Raw genomic sequence first — 13,284 nt, forward strand, 5'->3', positions numbered from 1 at the left:
ATCGCGATTAGACCATTCTTATTGGAAATGATTACCGTTCCAGCCATGAACAGACTTGCCCTCGGGATGGCGCTCGCCGCCCTGGCTCTCGTCGCCGGCTGCTCCGGCACGTCCTCGACCGCCGCGGCCGGGGAACCGGCGGCCGGCAAGCCGGTGCCGGTCGTCGCCACCACGCCCCAGGTGGCGGACTTCGTGCGCAACATCGGCGGCGGCGACGTCGAGGTCACCCAGATCATCAAGCCCGGCGTCGACCCGCACGACTACGAGCCCACGCCGGCCGACATGCGGGCGATCGCCTCGGCCCGGCTCGTGGTCGAGAACGGCGTCGGCCTCGAGAAGTGGCTGGACGGCACGATCGCGGCCGCCGGCTACTCCGGGCCGGTGGTCGACGCGAGCCGGGGCGTCACGCTGCGGGTCGAGGGCGGCGAGCCGGACCCGCACATCTGGCACAACCCGCTCAACGTCAAGATCATGGCCGCCGGCATCGAGCGCGGCCTGGCCGCCGCCGACCCGTCGCGCGCGCCCGCGTTCGCGAGGAACCTGGCGGCCTACGACACGGCGCTCGACCGGCTGGACGCCGAGAATGTCGCCGCGTACCGGACGATCCCGCCCGCCCGGCGCAAGCTGGTCACCAACCACGACGCCTTCGGGTACTACGTGGACCGCTACCGGCTGGAGTTCGTCGGCTCGGTGATCCCGAGCATGGACACCTCGGCCGAGCTCTCGGCCCGGCAGCTCACCGACCTGGTCGGCACGATCCGGGCGACCGGCGTCCGGGCGATCTTCACCGAGAGCTCGCTGCCGCCGAAGACGGCCGAGGCCATCGCCGCGCGGGCGGGCGTCGAGGTCGTCGCCTCGCTCTACGGCGACAGTCTCGGGCCGGCCGGCTCCCCCGGGGCGACCTACCTCGGCGCCGAGGAGCACAACACCCGGACCATCGTCTCGGCACTGGCCGGCTGATGTCCGAGGTCGTTCTGCGGCTCGCGGGCTGCGATCTCGGCTACGGCGGCGATCCCGTGCTCCGGGCGGTGTCGCTGCAGGTCCGGGCGGGCGAGACGCTGGCGCTCGCCGGTCCCAACGGGGCCGGGAAATCCACGGTGATCAAGGCGGTGGCCGGGCTCGCGTCGATCAGCGCCGGGTCGCTGCGGGTCACCGAGCGGCGCGGGTACGTTCCCCAGGCCGCCGTTCTCGACCCCGGCTTCCCGGTCTCGGCAATGCAGGTCGCGCTGATGGGCGCCTACCACCGCCTCGGGTGGTGGCGTCCGACCCGCCGGGCCGACCGGGCGGCGGCGCTCGGCGCCCTGGCCCGGGTCGGGCTCGCCGATCGGGCCCGCGACCGGTTCGGCCTGCTCTCCGGCGGCCAGCGGCAGCGGGTGCTGGTCGCCCGGGCGCTGGTCGCCGAGCCCGAGCTGCTGCTGCTCGACGAGCCGTTCAACGGGGTCGACGCGGTGAGCCGGGACGCGATCCTGGCCGTCCTGGCGTCGCTGACCGCCGCCGGGTGCGCGGTCGTGATCAGCACGCACGACCTCGGCCTGGCCCGGTCGCACGCCGACCAGGTGTGCCTGCTGAACGGGCGGGTGCACGCGGTCGGCCCGCCGTCGGCGACGCTGACCGGGCCGCTGCTGCGATCGGCGTACGGCGCTCTGGTGACGCTGTGACCACGCCGTTCATGCTGCGGGCCCTGGGCGAGCTGCTGCTGCTGGCCGCGCTGTGCGGTCCGGTCGGCGCGTTCGTGCTCGTCCGGCGGCTGTCCTTCGTGGCCGACGCGCTGACGCACACGGTCTTCCCGGGCGTGGTCGCCGGGTTCCTCGCGGGCGGCGCCGAGGGCGTGTTCGCCGGGGCCCTGGTGGCCGGGGTGCTGACCGCCGCCGGGCTGACGATCCTGACCCGGGCCGGCGGGCTGAGCTCGGACGCGGCCACGGCGGTCCTGCTGACGGGCATGTTCGCGGCCGGTGTGGTGCTGGTGTCGCGGCGTTCGTCGTACGCGTCGGATCTGACCGCCTTCCTGTTCGGCCGGATCCTGACCGTCACGCCCCGGCAACTGGTGGAGACGGCCGTGCTCGCGGTCGTGGTCCTCGGGTCGCTCGCGGCCGGTGGCCGTCAGTTCCTGTTCCGGGCGTTCGACCCGGCCGCCGCGGCCGCGGCCGGCTTCCGGGTGGCGCGGCTCGACCTGTGGCTCAACCTGCTCGTCGCGCTGGTGGTCGTCGCGGCCGTACGCGCGGCCGGCACCGTGCTGGTGGTGGCGCTGCTGGTGGTGCCGGCCGCGACGGCGCGCCTGGTGACCGGCCGCTTCGTGCCGATCATGCTGATCGCGACCGGTCTGATCGCCGGGGCCGGGTGGCTCGGGTTGTGGCTGAGCTGGACCGCATCCGTCGACCATGGGTGGCGGCTGACCACGGCCTCGGCGGTGGTGCTGCTGCTGGTGGCCGCCTACCTGATGCTGCTGCCGCTCGGGTGGTCTGCCCGGGCGCTTCGGCGGGCTCGACGCGTGCGCTCGCCCCGATCGGCGCTCCTCGCCCGACGGGCGTGGTGGGTGCGGTGGGTGCGGTGATCTGGTGGGCGGAGGCGGTGCTCGCCGGGGCGCTCGGCGGGCTCGCCGGCGTGCAGGTCGTGCTGCGGCGGCTGTCGTTCTTCACCATGGCGCTCACCCACGCGACGTTCCCGGGGGTCGTGGCCGCGGCCATCCTCGGCGTCGACATCTACCTCGGCGGCGCCGTCGCCGGGGCGATCGTGGCGGTCGGCGTCGCGGCGCTCGGCCGGCGGCCGGGGCAGGGCTCGTCGGCGGCCACCGGGGTGCTGCTGGCCGGCGGTTTCGCGCTCGGGGTGGGTCTGGTGGCGACCCGGGACGGCTTCGCGGTCGACCTGTCGGAGTTCCTGGTCGGGTCGATCGTCACGGTCACCGGCCGGGACGTGCTGACGACCGCGGTGGTGCTGGTGGCGGTGGCGGTGACGCTGGCGGGACTGGCGCGGCCACTGCTCTTCGGCGGGTTCGACGCCGAGGGGGCGCGGGCTTCGGGCGTACGGACGAAAGCCGTTGACCTTGTTCTTCTGCTCGTGATCGAGGTCGTCGTGGTGACGGTGGTCCCGGCGGTGGGAACCATTCAGGCGGTGGCCCTGCTGGTCGCTCCGGCCGCGGCGGCCCGGGCGCTCACCTCCCGGCTCGGGCTGCTCACGCCGCTGGCCATGGGAATCGGGATGGCGAGCGGCGTTCTCGGGCTGGCCGTGTCGGGGCGGTGGAACGTGGCGGCCGGCGCCTCGATCACGCTGTGCGCGACGGGCTTCCTGCTCGTGGCGACGGCAGTGGGCGCACTGCGGCGCGGCGGCCGATCTCATGGCGGGAGCTCGGGAAGCGGGTCGCCCGAGGCGGCATCGGTGACATCCGGGCCCGGACCCCGGGGGACGACGATCGCGGCCACCACGGGGAAGGCGGCCGCGGCGGCGAAGGCGCTGCGGTAGCCGGCGGTCTCGGCCAGCACCGCCATGACCGGCGCGGTGCCGGCGCCGACCAGGTTCTGGGCGGTGTTCTGGATGCCCAGGGCCCGCCCGGCCCAGGCCCGGCCCGCCCGCTCGGCCACGGCCGTGTAGGCCAGGCCGTTCGGGCTGACCGTGAGCACAGCGGCCACCAGCAGGGCGGCGACCTGGCCGGTGGCGGCGAGGACGGCCACGGTGACCGCGATCGCCCCCGCGACCAGGCGCATCGGACGCAGGCGGGAGCCGGCCCGGTCCGACCACCACCCGGCGGCCAGGCGCGCGCCGGCCCCGCCCGCCTGGGCCAAGGCCAGCAGCAGCCCGGCTGCCGCGGCGTCCCACCGGTGGGCCTCGACCAGGAACACCAGGGCGAACGTGGCCACGGTCGCCTGCGGCACCACCAGCAGGGCGCTCGCGGTGTGGATGCGCCAGAGCACGGGCGTGCGATACGGGTTGCGGCCGGTCCCGGGCACCGGAGCGGCGCCGGGCGGATCGCGCACCACCACGGCGGCCACCACGGTGGCGGCCAGGCAGAACAAGCCGAGGAACGCCAGGCCGGCCGGCACCGGCCGGGACGGAAGCACCAGGGCAGCGATCGCCACGCCGAGCGGCACCGACGTCTGGCGGATGCCCATGGCCAGTCCCCGCTCCCGGGCGGCGAACCAGCCCAGGATCAGCCGGCCGCTCGAGGCGTTGACCGCCGCACCGGCCGCACCGGCGACGAACAGCCAGGGCACCGACGGCCGGGGAGCGACGACCAGGACCGCTCCGGCCGTACCGAGCCCGATGGTCATGACCCGGCGCTCGCCCCAGCGGTCGGCGGCCGCACCCCACGCGACCAGCGTGACCAGCAGACCGGCCTGGGGCGCGGCGGCGAGCAGGCCGGCCTCGGCCAGCGTCCGGCCCTCGGCGCGGAACGCGGGGATCAGGAACGGCAGGCCGAACTGGAAAGCGCAGCCGGCCGTCGTGGCGAGCAGCCCCGCGGCCAGGACCGCCCATCTCCTCAGCGGCGGGTCCATTTCGTGGTGCGCTCCGGCACCCGGATCAGGTCGAGGTCGATGCCGGCCCGCCGCGGCACGTAGTGGAAGCCGTTCTCCGACTCCGGGTCGTAGTGGATGACGGCGTCGTTCTCGGCCAGGTTGGCCCGGAACAGCCCGAGCCGGTGCCGCTCGCGGTCACTGAGCTTGGCGTCGGCGCGGGCCCGGGCCTCCAGGCGCAGCATCTCGGCCAGGTAGGCCCGCCGGTGCGGGGCCTCCACGCGCCACGGGATCAGGCTCTCGTCCCGGACGTTGCGGGTCGAGACCCCCTGCCGCCGCCGGAAGTTGGACCACATCGCCACCGTGGTCTCGACGTCGTAACGCTCCCGGTACTGCTCGATGATCCACTGATAGCTCTTGCCCTCGACGATCCACGCGCGCGCCTCGTCGACGTTCACGATCTTCCTAGCCGGCATGACCAGACTTCCCCCAGCGCATTCGCCCCCCAGCACAGCCGCCGTAGGATGCCAGACCCGCTTGCGATCCCGAACCCCGGAGTGGCCAAGCTGACCATCACTCCGTCGGATAGTTGCCACAATGCGTGTTTCGCAGGGTCAGTAGACGTCCCGCAGGTAGCGCTTCTCGGCGGCCAGGCGCTTCACGTACTCGTCCGGATCGACGCGTCCGTGGGCGGCGACGATGTCCCGCAGGGCACGGTCCACGTCCCGGGCCATGCGGCTCGCGTCGCCGCAGACGTAGAGGTGCGCGCCGTCCCGCAGCCAGCCCCACAGCTGCGCGCCGTGCTCACGCATACGGTCCTGGACGTACACCTTGCTCCTCTGGTCCCGCGAGAAGGCCAGGTCGAGCCGGCTCAGGACGCCCGAGGTCTGCAGGGCGGCCAGTTCGTCGGCGTGGTAGAAGTCGGTGGCGCGGCGCTGCTCGCCGAAGAACAGCCAGTTCGAGCCGGTCGCGCCGCGGGCCTGGCGCTCGCGGAGGAAGCCGAGGAAGGGCGCGACGCCGGTGCCCGGACCCACCATGATCATCGGAGTGGCCGGGTCGGCGGGCGGCCGGAAGTGCGGCGACCGCTGCACGAACACCGGGACCTCGGTCGCGGTGTCGGCCAAAAACGTCGAGCAGACGCCCTTGCGCTTCTCGAAACGCACCACCGACACGGTCAGGCTCACCCGGTCCGGGTCGGTCAGCGGGGTCGAGGAGATCGAGTAGAGGCGGGGCTGGAGCGGCTTCAGGACATCGGCCCATTCCTGCGCGGCGGCGCGCACCGGGTACGCGGCGATGACGTCGGCGGCCTGCCGGCCCCACGACCATTTGGCGAGCTCGCCCTTGTTGTCCGGGCGCAGGAGCGTGCGCAGGAAGGGGTCACCGGACCGCTCGGCCAGGAACCGCAACAGGCCGGGGGTGATCCGCGTGATGTCCAGGTCGCCGCGGAGGGCGTCGAGGAGCGTACGGCGGCCGAGCTTGGGGATCTCGACGGACTGGTCGGCGCGCAGACCGGTGACCGCGAGCCATTCGCCGACCAGATCGGGGCAGTTGGTGGGCCAGATGCCGAGGGCGTCGCCGGCCTCGTAGTCGAGGCGGCCGCCGGTGTCGAACGTGAACCGCCGGACCTCCTTGGCCGAGCCCCGGCCGCTGAGCAGCTCGTTCCCGCACAGCAGGGCGGTCAGCGGGGAGGACCGGGTCGGCTGCGGCGCCGTCGCGGCAGCCGCCGGGGCGGGCGCGGTGAGCGCGACCACGACGCTCTCCAGCCAGCCGTTCGCGGCGTCCTCGAAGTCGGGCTCGCAGTCGACCCGAGGCGCCAGCCGGACGGCGCCGAGCTCGGCCAGGCGGTCGTCGAGGCGGCGGCCGTGCCCGCAGAAGTCGTCGTAGCTGGAGTCGCCGAGCGCCAGCACCGCATAGCGACGGCCATCGAGCCGGGGCGCGTCGTCGCGTGCCAGCGACTCCCAGAACCCGGTCCCGTTGTCGGGCGCCTCCCCGTCGCCGAACGTGCTGGTTACGACCAGTAGGTCGGCGTCGCTCCCGAGCAGCTCGGTGGCGGCGCCGTCCATGCCGCGCAGGGTCGCCGGCCGGCCCGCCGCGGCCAGCCGGCGGCCGACGGCCCGGGCGAGGTCCTCGGCGTTGCCGGTCTGCGAGGCCCAGAGCACCTGCAGGGCGCGGGCGGGTGCCTTTCCGGCGGTCGTGAGGGATGCGCTTCCCGCCGCGGTGGCCGCCACCGCCGCCGGTGGCCCCACCGCCACACCCGGATCTAACGCGCCCGCCGGCCCTGGCCCCGGCGCCGGCGCGCCCGGGAAAGCCCCCGCAAGCAGCCCGTTCAACCACGCTCGGGTTTTCGGATCGAAGGGCGCGTTGCCCGGAAGCGTGGGCGCCACCCATGTCCCGGCACCCACCGCAGGCACAGCGACAGGCCCAGGCGCGACACCCGTTCCCGGCGCGACACCCGTTCCCGGCGCGACACCCGTTCCCGGCGCGACACCCGTTCCCGGCGCGACACCCGTTCCCGGCGCGACACCCGTTCCCGGCGCGACACCCGTTCCCGGCGCGACACCCGTTCCCGGCGCGACACCCGTTCCCGGCGCGACACCCGTTCCCGGCGCGGGCCCCGGCGCGACACCCGTTCCCGGCGCGACAGCCAGACCCGACGCAGCGGCCAGGAAGCCGGCCAGATAGTGCCGCTGCTCATCGTCCAGAACCGGCGCGGCCGCGGGCAGCCCGAGCAAGCCCCGCAGCTGGTCGAGACCGCTGCCCGAGCCGGACGCCCCACCCAGCGCAAGACGCGCGCCCGAAGCGGACGCCCCACCCGGCGCGACATGCGCGCCCGAAGCGGAGGCCCCACCCAGCGCGACATGCGCGCCGGAAGCGGACGCCCCGCCCAGCGCGGCGGGTGGCTCCGAAACGGACGCCCCACCCAGCGCAAGATGCGCGCCCGGAGCGGCCACCCCGTTCGGAGCGGAAGCTCCACCCGAAATCCCGGTCAGAGCGGATTCCAACCCCACCCCGTCTGGGTGGGGCCCAGGAGACCACGACCGACCGACATTTTCGGCCGGCGATCCACAGGCGGCGTCCGACACCGGCCGCGGTGCCGGTGCCGGTGCCGGCACCGGAGCCGGCGTCAGCGAGACCGCGCAGGCCTTCAGCTCCGGCTGGTAGGACAGCGGATCCACCGCGTCGTTGGTGACGGCGTTGACGCTCACGTACTCGCCGAACAGGTCGTTCCAGTGGAACGGCGCGAAACAGTTCCCCGGCATGACCCGGTCGGTGACCACGGCCGGCAGCACCGCCCGGCCCCGGCGGGACGCGATCTCGACCGGCGTGCCCTCGGTGAGGCCCAGGTGGGCGGCGTCGGCCGGTGCGATCTCGACGAACGGGCCCGGGTTGAGCTTCGTCAGCTTCGCGATCTTGCCGGTCTTCGTCAGCGTGTGCCACTGGTGCTGGACCCGGCCGGTGTTGAGCACGAACGGGTAGTCGTCGTCCGGCATCTCGGCCGGCGGCAGGTGCGGCCGGGCGTGGAAGACCGCGCGGCCGTCCGGCGTGGCGAACGTCAGGGCGGGCCGGGTTCCGTCCGGGTTCGAGCGCAGCGGCTGGCTCACCCCGTCGTTGCGGTAGCGGATCGGGTTGCGGGCCGGCGCGTCCGGCGCCACGGGCCACTGCATCGGGCCGGCGGCGAGCCGCGCATACGTCACGCCACGGAGGTCGTAGCCCGTCTGGGGATTCCCGAACTGCTTGATCTCGGCCAGGATCTCCTCGGCCGAGCCGTAGGCGAACTGCTCGCCGTACCCCAGCGAAGCCGCCACCATCGCGATCAGCCGCCAGTCCGGCAGGGCCTCCCCCGGCGGGTCCACCGCCGGGTGCACGAGCGTCAGGTTCCGCTCAGAATTGATCATGATGCCGTCGGTCTCGGACCACATCGCGGCGGGCAGGGCGATGTCCGCGTACGCGTTGGTCTCCGTCTCGGCGAAGGCGTCCTGCGTGATGACGAGCTCCGCCGCCTCGAGGCCCGCGATCACGGTGCGCCGGTTGCCGACCGACGCGACCGGGTTGGTGCAGATGATCCAGCAGGCCTTGATCCGGCCGGCCGCCATGTCCGAGAACATCTCGACGGTGCCCTTGCCGACCTCGGTGCGCAGGGTCCCCTCGGGCAGTCCCCAGGCGTTCTCGACGAACGCTCGGTCGGCCGGCACCAGCACCGAACGCTGGCCGGGCAGCCCCGGGCCCATGTAGCCCATCTCCCGGCCACCCATCGCGTTGGGCTGTCCGGTCAGCGAGAGCGGCCCACTACCCGTACGGCAGATGGCCCCGGTCGCGAGATGGAGGTTGCAGATCGCGTTGGTGTTCCACGTGCCGTGCGTGCTCTGGTTCAGCCCCATCGTCCAGAGGGTGACCCAGTTCCCGGCCTTGCCGATCCACTCCGCCGCCTGCCGGATGCCGTCCTCGGGAAGGCCGGTGAGCTCGGCGACGCGCGCCGGCGGATATCCGGCCAGCAGCGCCGGCATCGCTTCCCACCCTTGCGTGTACGAGGTGATGAAGTCCTCGTCGATGTCCCCCTGCTCCACCAGCAGGTGCAGCAGCCCGTTGAGCAGCGCGAGATCGGTGCCCGCCCGGATCGGCAGGAACAGGTCGGCCTTGTCGGCGGTGGCGCTGCGCCGGGGGTCGACGACGATCAGCTTGGCGCCCGCCTTGACCCGCTCCATCATCCGCAGGAACAGGATCGGGTGGCAGTCGGCCATGTTCGCGCCGATGACCAGGAAGACGTCGGCGTGGTCGAGGTCGTCGTAGGAGCCGGGCGGCCCGTCCGCGCCGAGCGACAGCTTGTATCCGGTGCCGGCGCTGGCCATGCACAGGCGCGAGTTCGACTCGATCTGGTTGGTGCCGATGAAGCCCTTGGCCAGCTTGTTCGCCAGGTACTGCGCCTCGAGCGTCATCTGGCCGGAGACATAAAGAGCAACGGCATCCGGACCGTACGTGTCGATGATGCCCCGCAGCCGGCGGCCGGCCTCCTCGATCGCCTCGGTGACCGGCACCGGCCGGGGCTCGCCCTCGCGCTCGTCGCGGACCAGCGCCGTCGCCAGCCGGCCCGGCGCCGCGAGCAGGTCCGCGCTGGTGGCGCCCTTGGTGCAGAGCCGGCCGGCGTTCGCCGGGTGGTCCCGGTCGCCGCGCACCTTGAGCGCGACGCGCCGGCCGCCGGGTCCGCGCCCGATGTCGAGCACCATCCCGCAGCCCACGCCGCAATAACCGCAGACGGTCCGGACCTGCGCTTCGATCACGGCTCGACGGTAGGCGGGCGCCGTTTCGCCGCGATCAAATCCGGGGTGCGCGCGGGGTTACCCGGGTCTCACCACGTGCCGCCGGCGGTTGTGAGCGCGCGTCATGCTTGGTACGTGAGGCTGATTCTGAACGTGCTCTGGTTCGTCTTCGGCAGCGGCCTGCTCCTGGGCATCGCCTATGGGATCGCGGCCCTGATCTGTTTCGCGCTCATCGTCACCATTCCGTTCGGGATCGCCTCGTTGCGGCTGGCGGTCTATTCGCTCTGGCCGTTCGGCCGTACCGTGGTCAGCAGGCCCGGCGCCGGCGTCGCGTCGGGCGTCGGCAACGTCATCTGGGTGGTCGTGGCCGGCTGGTGGCTCGCCCTCACGCACATCACGGCCGGCATCGCGCAGTGCGTGACCATCATCGGCATCCCGTTCGGCATCGCCAACTTCAAGCTGGTTCCGGTGGCGTTCTGGCCGCTGGGACGCGAGATCGTCGACCTCGGCTAAGGCTCCTTCGGCTCTCGAATGAGGAGGCACCGTCATGGAAATCAGCGGCATCTTCAGCGCGATCATCGTCGGCCTGATCATCGGCGCGCTCGGGCGCCTCGCGCTCCCCGGCAAGCAGAAGATCGGCTTCTGGCTGACCCTGCTGGTCGGCATCGTGGCGTCGTTCGTCGGCACGTTCATCGCCGCGGCGTTCGGCGTCGCCAAGACCCCCGGCATCGACTGGATCGAGCTCATCCTGCAGATCGCCCTGGCCGCCGCCGGCGTGGCCCTGGTCGCCGGCTTCGCGGCCCGGCGGTCCTGACCGGCTCTCCACCATGGACCCGAGGCTCGCGGCGCCCCACCCGGCGCCGCGAGCCGTCCTCACGTTCGCGCGCCGTCCGCACCCGGTGACCTCGGGTAGTTTCCGGCCGTCACCACGCCCACCCTCGTGGTGCGCAACGCCGGTCGTGTGCAAAGCTGCGCGCTACATCCGCAGCTCTTGATTGCCCGGAGGCCCTTTATGGCTTCGTTCCTTTATCTGATTCTCGGGGTCGTGATCGGCCTGATCGGTGGGTGGCTGTTGCGGGGACGCCGCGCCACCGAGTCACAGCCCACCCCGACCGCCGCCGCAGCCACCGCCCCGACCGCCGCCCCCGACGCCGCAGCCACCGCCACGACCGCCGCCCCCGACGCCGAAGCCACCGCCACGACTGCCGTCACCCAGCCGGCCGCCGAGTCCGAGTCGACCGCCGCTGAGAGCGCCACGCAGTCCACTCCGGAGGCCGACGAAGACACGCCCGCCGCCGACAGCGAGCCGGTCGAGACCGCCCCCGCCGCCGCCCCCGCCGCCGCCGAGACCGAGCCGGTCGAGACCGCACCCGCCGTCGACGAGCCTGTTGCCGAGCCGGTCCACGCCGAGCCGATCCACGCCGAGCCGCTGGCCGCCGCGGCCGCCGATCCCGCCGATCCCGCCGAAGCGTCGCCGGTCGCGGTCGAGGTCGAGCCGGTGATCGTCGTCGCCGAGCCGGTCACCGAGGCCGCGCCCACCGCCGAGCCCGCCGCCACCGAGCCGGCCGCCACGAAGGAGACGGAGACGGTCGCGGCCGCCGAGGCGATCGCCGCCACGGAGCCCGAGCCGGTCGTCGTGGCCGAGCCCGACCCGGTCGCCGCCGCTGCCGCCGAGCCCCAGACCGCTGCCGCCGAGCCCGAGACCGCCGCGGCCGAGCCCGTTGCCGCCGCCGAGCCGGAGATCGCGACAAAGCCGGTCGCCGTCCCGGAGCCGGTTGCCGTCGCTGTCGAGCCTGTCGCGGTCGAGGACGGCTCGCCGACCGCGGTCACCCAGGTCGACAACCTCACGAAGATCGCCGGCATCGGCCCCAAGATGGCGGCGGCCCTCACCACCGCGGGGATCACGACCTACCGCAAGCTCGCCGACTCCGACGAGGCCGGCCTGCGCGCGGCGCTGGCGTCGGCCGGGGTCCGCTCGGCGCCCGGCGTCGCCTCCTGGCCGGAGCGCGCCAAGCAGCTGCTCGACACCACCAACTAGACCTACGCCGCCGGGCGCCGATCGAGACCCACGGCGCCCGGCCCACACCCGCGATGCCCGGCACGGCCCCGAGCCCGCCGGGCGTCGCCCTATCGGCCTACCGCTCGGTCGCTCGGTCACCCGGTCACCCGGTCACCCGGTCACCCGGTCACCCGGTCACCCGGTCGAGTGTCCCGCCGACCCCGGAAGGGTGATTCATTGCCGGCCGGTGAGACGCCCCGCAGCTGACCGAGCCCGGCGACTCCGGAAACGGTCCACCGCCATTCGCCGGCCGCGGGAACCGGCGTCAGGAATCAGTCGACGGAATGGCGGAGCCGCTGATGCGGAACGCCGGCCGCGGTCAGTTGCTCGGCCAGGACCGGCAGCGGATGTGCACGAAAACGGCCACCTGATGGTCGTCGCCCAGGTCGCACGCGGCCGCAACCGAGCCGACGTTTATCGGGTCCAGCTCGGGCACATCGGCCAGGTCGACGATCAGGCGCAACGGCCGCACACGCCGCACCGTGTGCACCAGGACCTGCCGCAGCTCGACCGCCTTGTCCAGGCCCACCACGCCGTGCGGAGCGATCACCACGCTCCCGTCGGCGCTCGTCCGCACTTCCAGCACTGAGGCGCGCATCGGGTCACCCTTCGTCACCGTGCGTTCAGCCGCCGGACCACCCTACTTCGCGAAATCACCCCCCGGGAAGGAGGTGAGTGGTTGCTTCCTCAAGAAGGCTGAGATCACGAGGTCTTGCAGAAAAGATGGGAGCGCAGCCGCTCACGCGGCCATCCCATTCCACACCGGGGAGCCACCGATGACGCTCGAAGCCGGTCCGGTCGTCGAGGCCGACCTCTCCGCCTACGTGTTGACGCTGCTGGACGACCACCTGGCGGCGATGCGGGAGATCCGGAACCGGCTGACCGCCCCCGGCCGCGTCAGCCCCGGCGACCGGCGCATCCTCGCGCTCGAGAGCATCGCCATCGCCGAGCGCTACGCCGACCGGATGACGAGCGCGCTGGGTGGGCGAACCCCTATGCCTTGAACTCCCGGTCGAGGATCGCGTACAGCTCCGAGTCCCGCCACCCGTCCCGGATGAGAACCGTCTCGCGCATCCGTCCCTCGTACGTCATGCCGGCCTTGCGCAGCACCCTGGCCGACGCCGTGTTGCGGGGGTCGCAGGTCGCGTAGACGCGGTGCAGCCCGTGCTCGCGGAACGCCAGCCCGAGCAGGAGCCGGGCGGCGGCCGTCCCGTAGCCCCGGCCCCAGAGACGCGGGTGGATGCCGTACCCGATCTCGCCGACGGCGTCGCCGCGCAGGTGCAGGTCCGCCACCCCGACCACGGTGCTCCGCTCGTCCTCGTCGGCGACCACGGCGTGCGGGAAGCTGCTCTGCGGGTGCTGGTGCCAGAGGCGGGCGGCTTCCCGGACGTACGACTGGGTCTCCGCCTCGGAGTTGGGACCCCAGGCCTGGTAGCGGCAGCTGTCGAGGAGGCGGGCCCAGTCATGGACGGCCGGCCAGTCCTCGAGCTCCAGTGGCCGCAGACGCAGGTTCCCCACGGCCGGA

At 73.5% G+C, this 13,284-nt stretch carries 12 protein-coding genes and 1 pseudogene; 8 read left to right on the forward strand and 5 right to left on the reverse strand.

Features of this window, described 5'->3' with window-relative positions:
- Nucleotides 1-45: 45 nt before the first annotated feature.
- From ACQP2F_RS25005 to ACQP2F_RS25020, 4 genes are read left to right on the forward strand one after another with little or no spacing between them, the layout of a single operon-like run.
- Nucleotides 46-960, forward strand: a complete 915-nt coding sequence (locus ACQP2F_RS25005; protein ID WP_433291253.1) for a metal ABC transporter substrate-binding protein — start codon at nt 46-48, stop codon at nt 958-960.
- Nucleotides 960-1,658: a metal ABC transporter ATP-binding protein gene (locus tag ACQP2F_RS25010; protein ID WP_433291255.1), complete on the forward strand. Its 699-nt coding sequence runs from the start codon at nt 960-962 to the stop codon at nt 1,656-1,658. The genes ACQP2F_RS25005 and ACQP2F_RS25010 overlap by 1 nt, the downstream gene beginning before the upstream one ends.
- Nucleotides 1,655-2,551 (forward strand): metal ABC transporter permease, encoded by an 897-nt coding sequence (locus ACQP2F_RS25015; protein ID WP_433291257.1) that lies wholly within the window; start codon nt 1,655-1,657, stop codon nt 2,549-2,551. Before ACQP2F_RS25010 ends, ACQP2F_RS25015 begins: the two co-directional genes overlap by 4 nt.
- Nucleotides 2,539-3,456 (forward strand): metal ABC transporter permease, encoded by a 918-nt coding sequence (locus ACQP2F_RS25020; protein WP_433291259.1) that lies wholly within the window; start codon nt 2,539-2,541, stop codon nt 3,454-3,456. Before ACQP2F_RS25015 ends, ACQP2F_RS25020 begins: the two co-directional genes overlap by 13 nt.
- 101 nt (nt 3,457-3,557) lie before the next feature.
- On the opposite strand, the pseudogene ACQP2F_RS25025 reads toward ACQP2F_RS25020, so the two are convergent.
- From ACQP2F_RS25025 to ACQP2F_RS25035, 3 genes and pseudogenes are all read right to left on the reverse strand, one after another.
- Nucleotides 3,558-4,487, reverse strand: a pseudogene (locus ACQP2F_RS25025) (MFS transporter); the annotation flags it as partial.
- Nucleotides 4,472-4,921 carry a hypothetical protein gene (locus ACQP2F_RS25030; protein WP_433291261.1) on the reverse strand — a complete coding sequence of 150 codons (450 nt, stop codon included), beginning with the start codon at nt 4,919-4,921 and terminating at the stop codon, nt 4,472-4,474. The pseudogene ACQP2F_RS25025 and the gene ACQP2F_RS25030, both read right to left, overlap by 16 nt.
- Nucleotides 4,922-5,059: 138 nt before the next feature.
- Nucleotides 5,060-9,721: a molybdopterin-dependent oxidoreductase gene (locus ACQP2F_RS25035; RefSeq protein ID WP_433291263.1), complete on the reverse strand. Its 4,662-nt coding sequence runs from the start codon at nt 9,719-9,721 to the stop codon at nt 5,060-5,062.
- A 114-nt stretch (nt 9,722-9,835) separates the two neighbouring features.
- Between ACQP2F_RS25035 and ACQP2F_RS25040 the strand changes: the two genes are divergently transcribed.
- From ACQP2F_RS25040 to ACQP2F_RS25050, 3 genes are all read left to right on the forward strand, one after another.
- On the forward strand, nt 9,836-10,213 hold the full coding sequence (locus tag ACQP2F_RS25040; RefSeq protein WP_433291265.1) for a YccF domain-containing protein: 378 nt from the start codon (nt 9,836-9,838) through the stop codon (nt 10,211-10,213).
- 34 nt (nt 10,214-10,247) lie between these two features.
- On the forward strand, nt 10,248-10,514 hold the full coding sequence (locus ACQP2F_RS25045) for a GlsB/YeaQ/YmgE family stress response membrane protein (RefSeq protein WP_433291267.1): 267 nt from the start codon (nt 10,248-10,250) through the stop codon (nt 10,512-10,514).
- Nucleotides 10,515-10,712: 198 nt separating this feature from the next.
- Complete coding sequence (locus ACQP2F_RS25050; RefSeq protein WP_433291269.1) at nt 10,713-11,738, forward strand: helix-hairpin-helix domain-containing protein; 1,026 nt, start codon at nt 10,713-10,715, stop codon at nt 11,736-11,738.
- 340 nt (nt 11,739-12,078) lie between these two features.
- Here ACQP2F_RS25050 and ACQP2F_RS25055 read toward each other — a convergent pair whose 3' ends face one another.
- Nucleotides 12,079-12,357 (reverse strand): hypothetical protein, encoded by a 279-nt coding sequence (locus ACQP2F_RS25055; RefSeq protein ID WP_433291272.1) that lies wholly within the window; start codon nt 12,355-12,357, stop codon nt 12,079-12,081.
- Between the two features lie 178 nt (nt 12,358-12,535).
- Between ACQP2F_RS25055 and ACQP2F_RS25060 the strand changes: the two genes are divergently transcribed.
- The gene (locus ACQP2F_RS25060) at nt 12,536-12,763 is read left to right on the forward strand and encodes a hypothetical protein (protein WP_433291274.1); all 228 of its coding nucleotides are present in this window, start codon (nt 12,536-12,538) and stop codon (nt 12,761-12,763) included.
- On the opposite strand, the gene ACQP2F_RS25065 is transcribed toward ACQP2F_RS25060, so the two are convergent.
- Nucleotides 12,753-13,277: a GNAT family N-acetyltransferase gene (locus ACQP2F_RS25065; RefSeq protein ID WP_433291276.1), complete on the reverse strand. Its 525-nt coding sequence runs from the start codon at nt 13,275-13,277 to the stop codon at nt 12,753-12,755. The genes ACQP2F_RS25060 and ACQP2F_RS25065 overlap by 11 nt on opposite strands.
- Between the last annotated feature and the right edge of the window lie 7 nt (nt 13,278-13,284).

It is taken from the genome of Actinoplanes sp. CA-030573 (assembly GCF_050951115.1).
Lineage (GTDB): Bacteria > Actinomycetota > Actinomycetes > Mycobacteriales > Micromonosporaceae > Actinoplanes.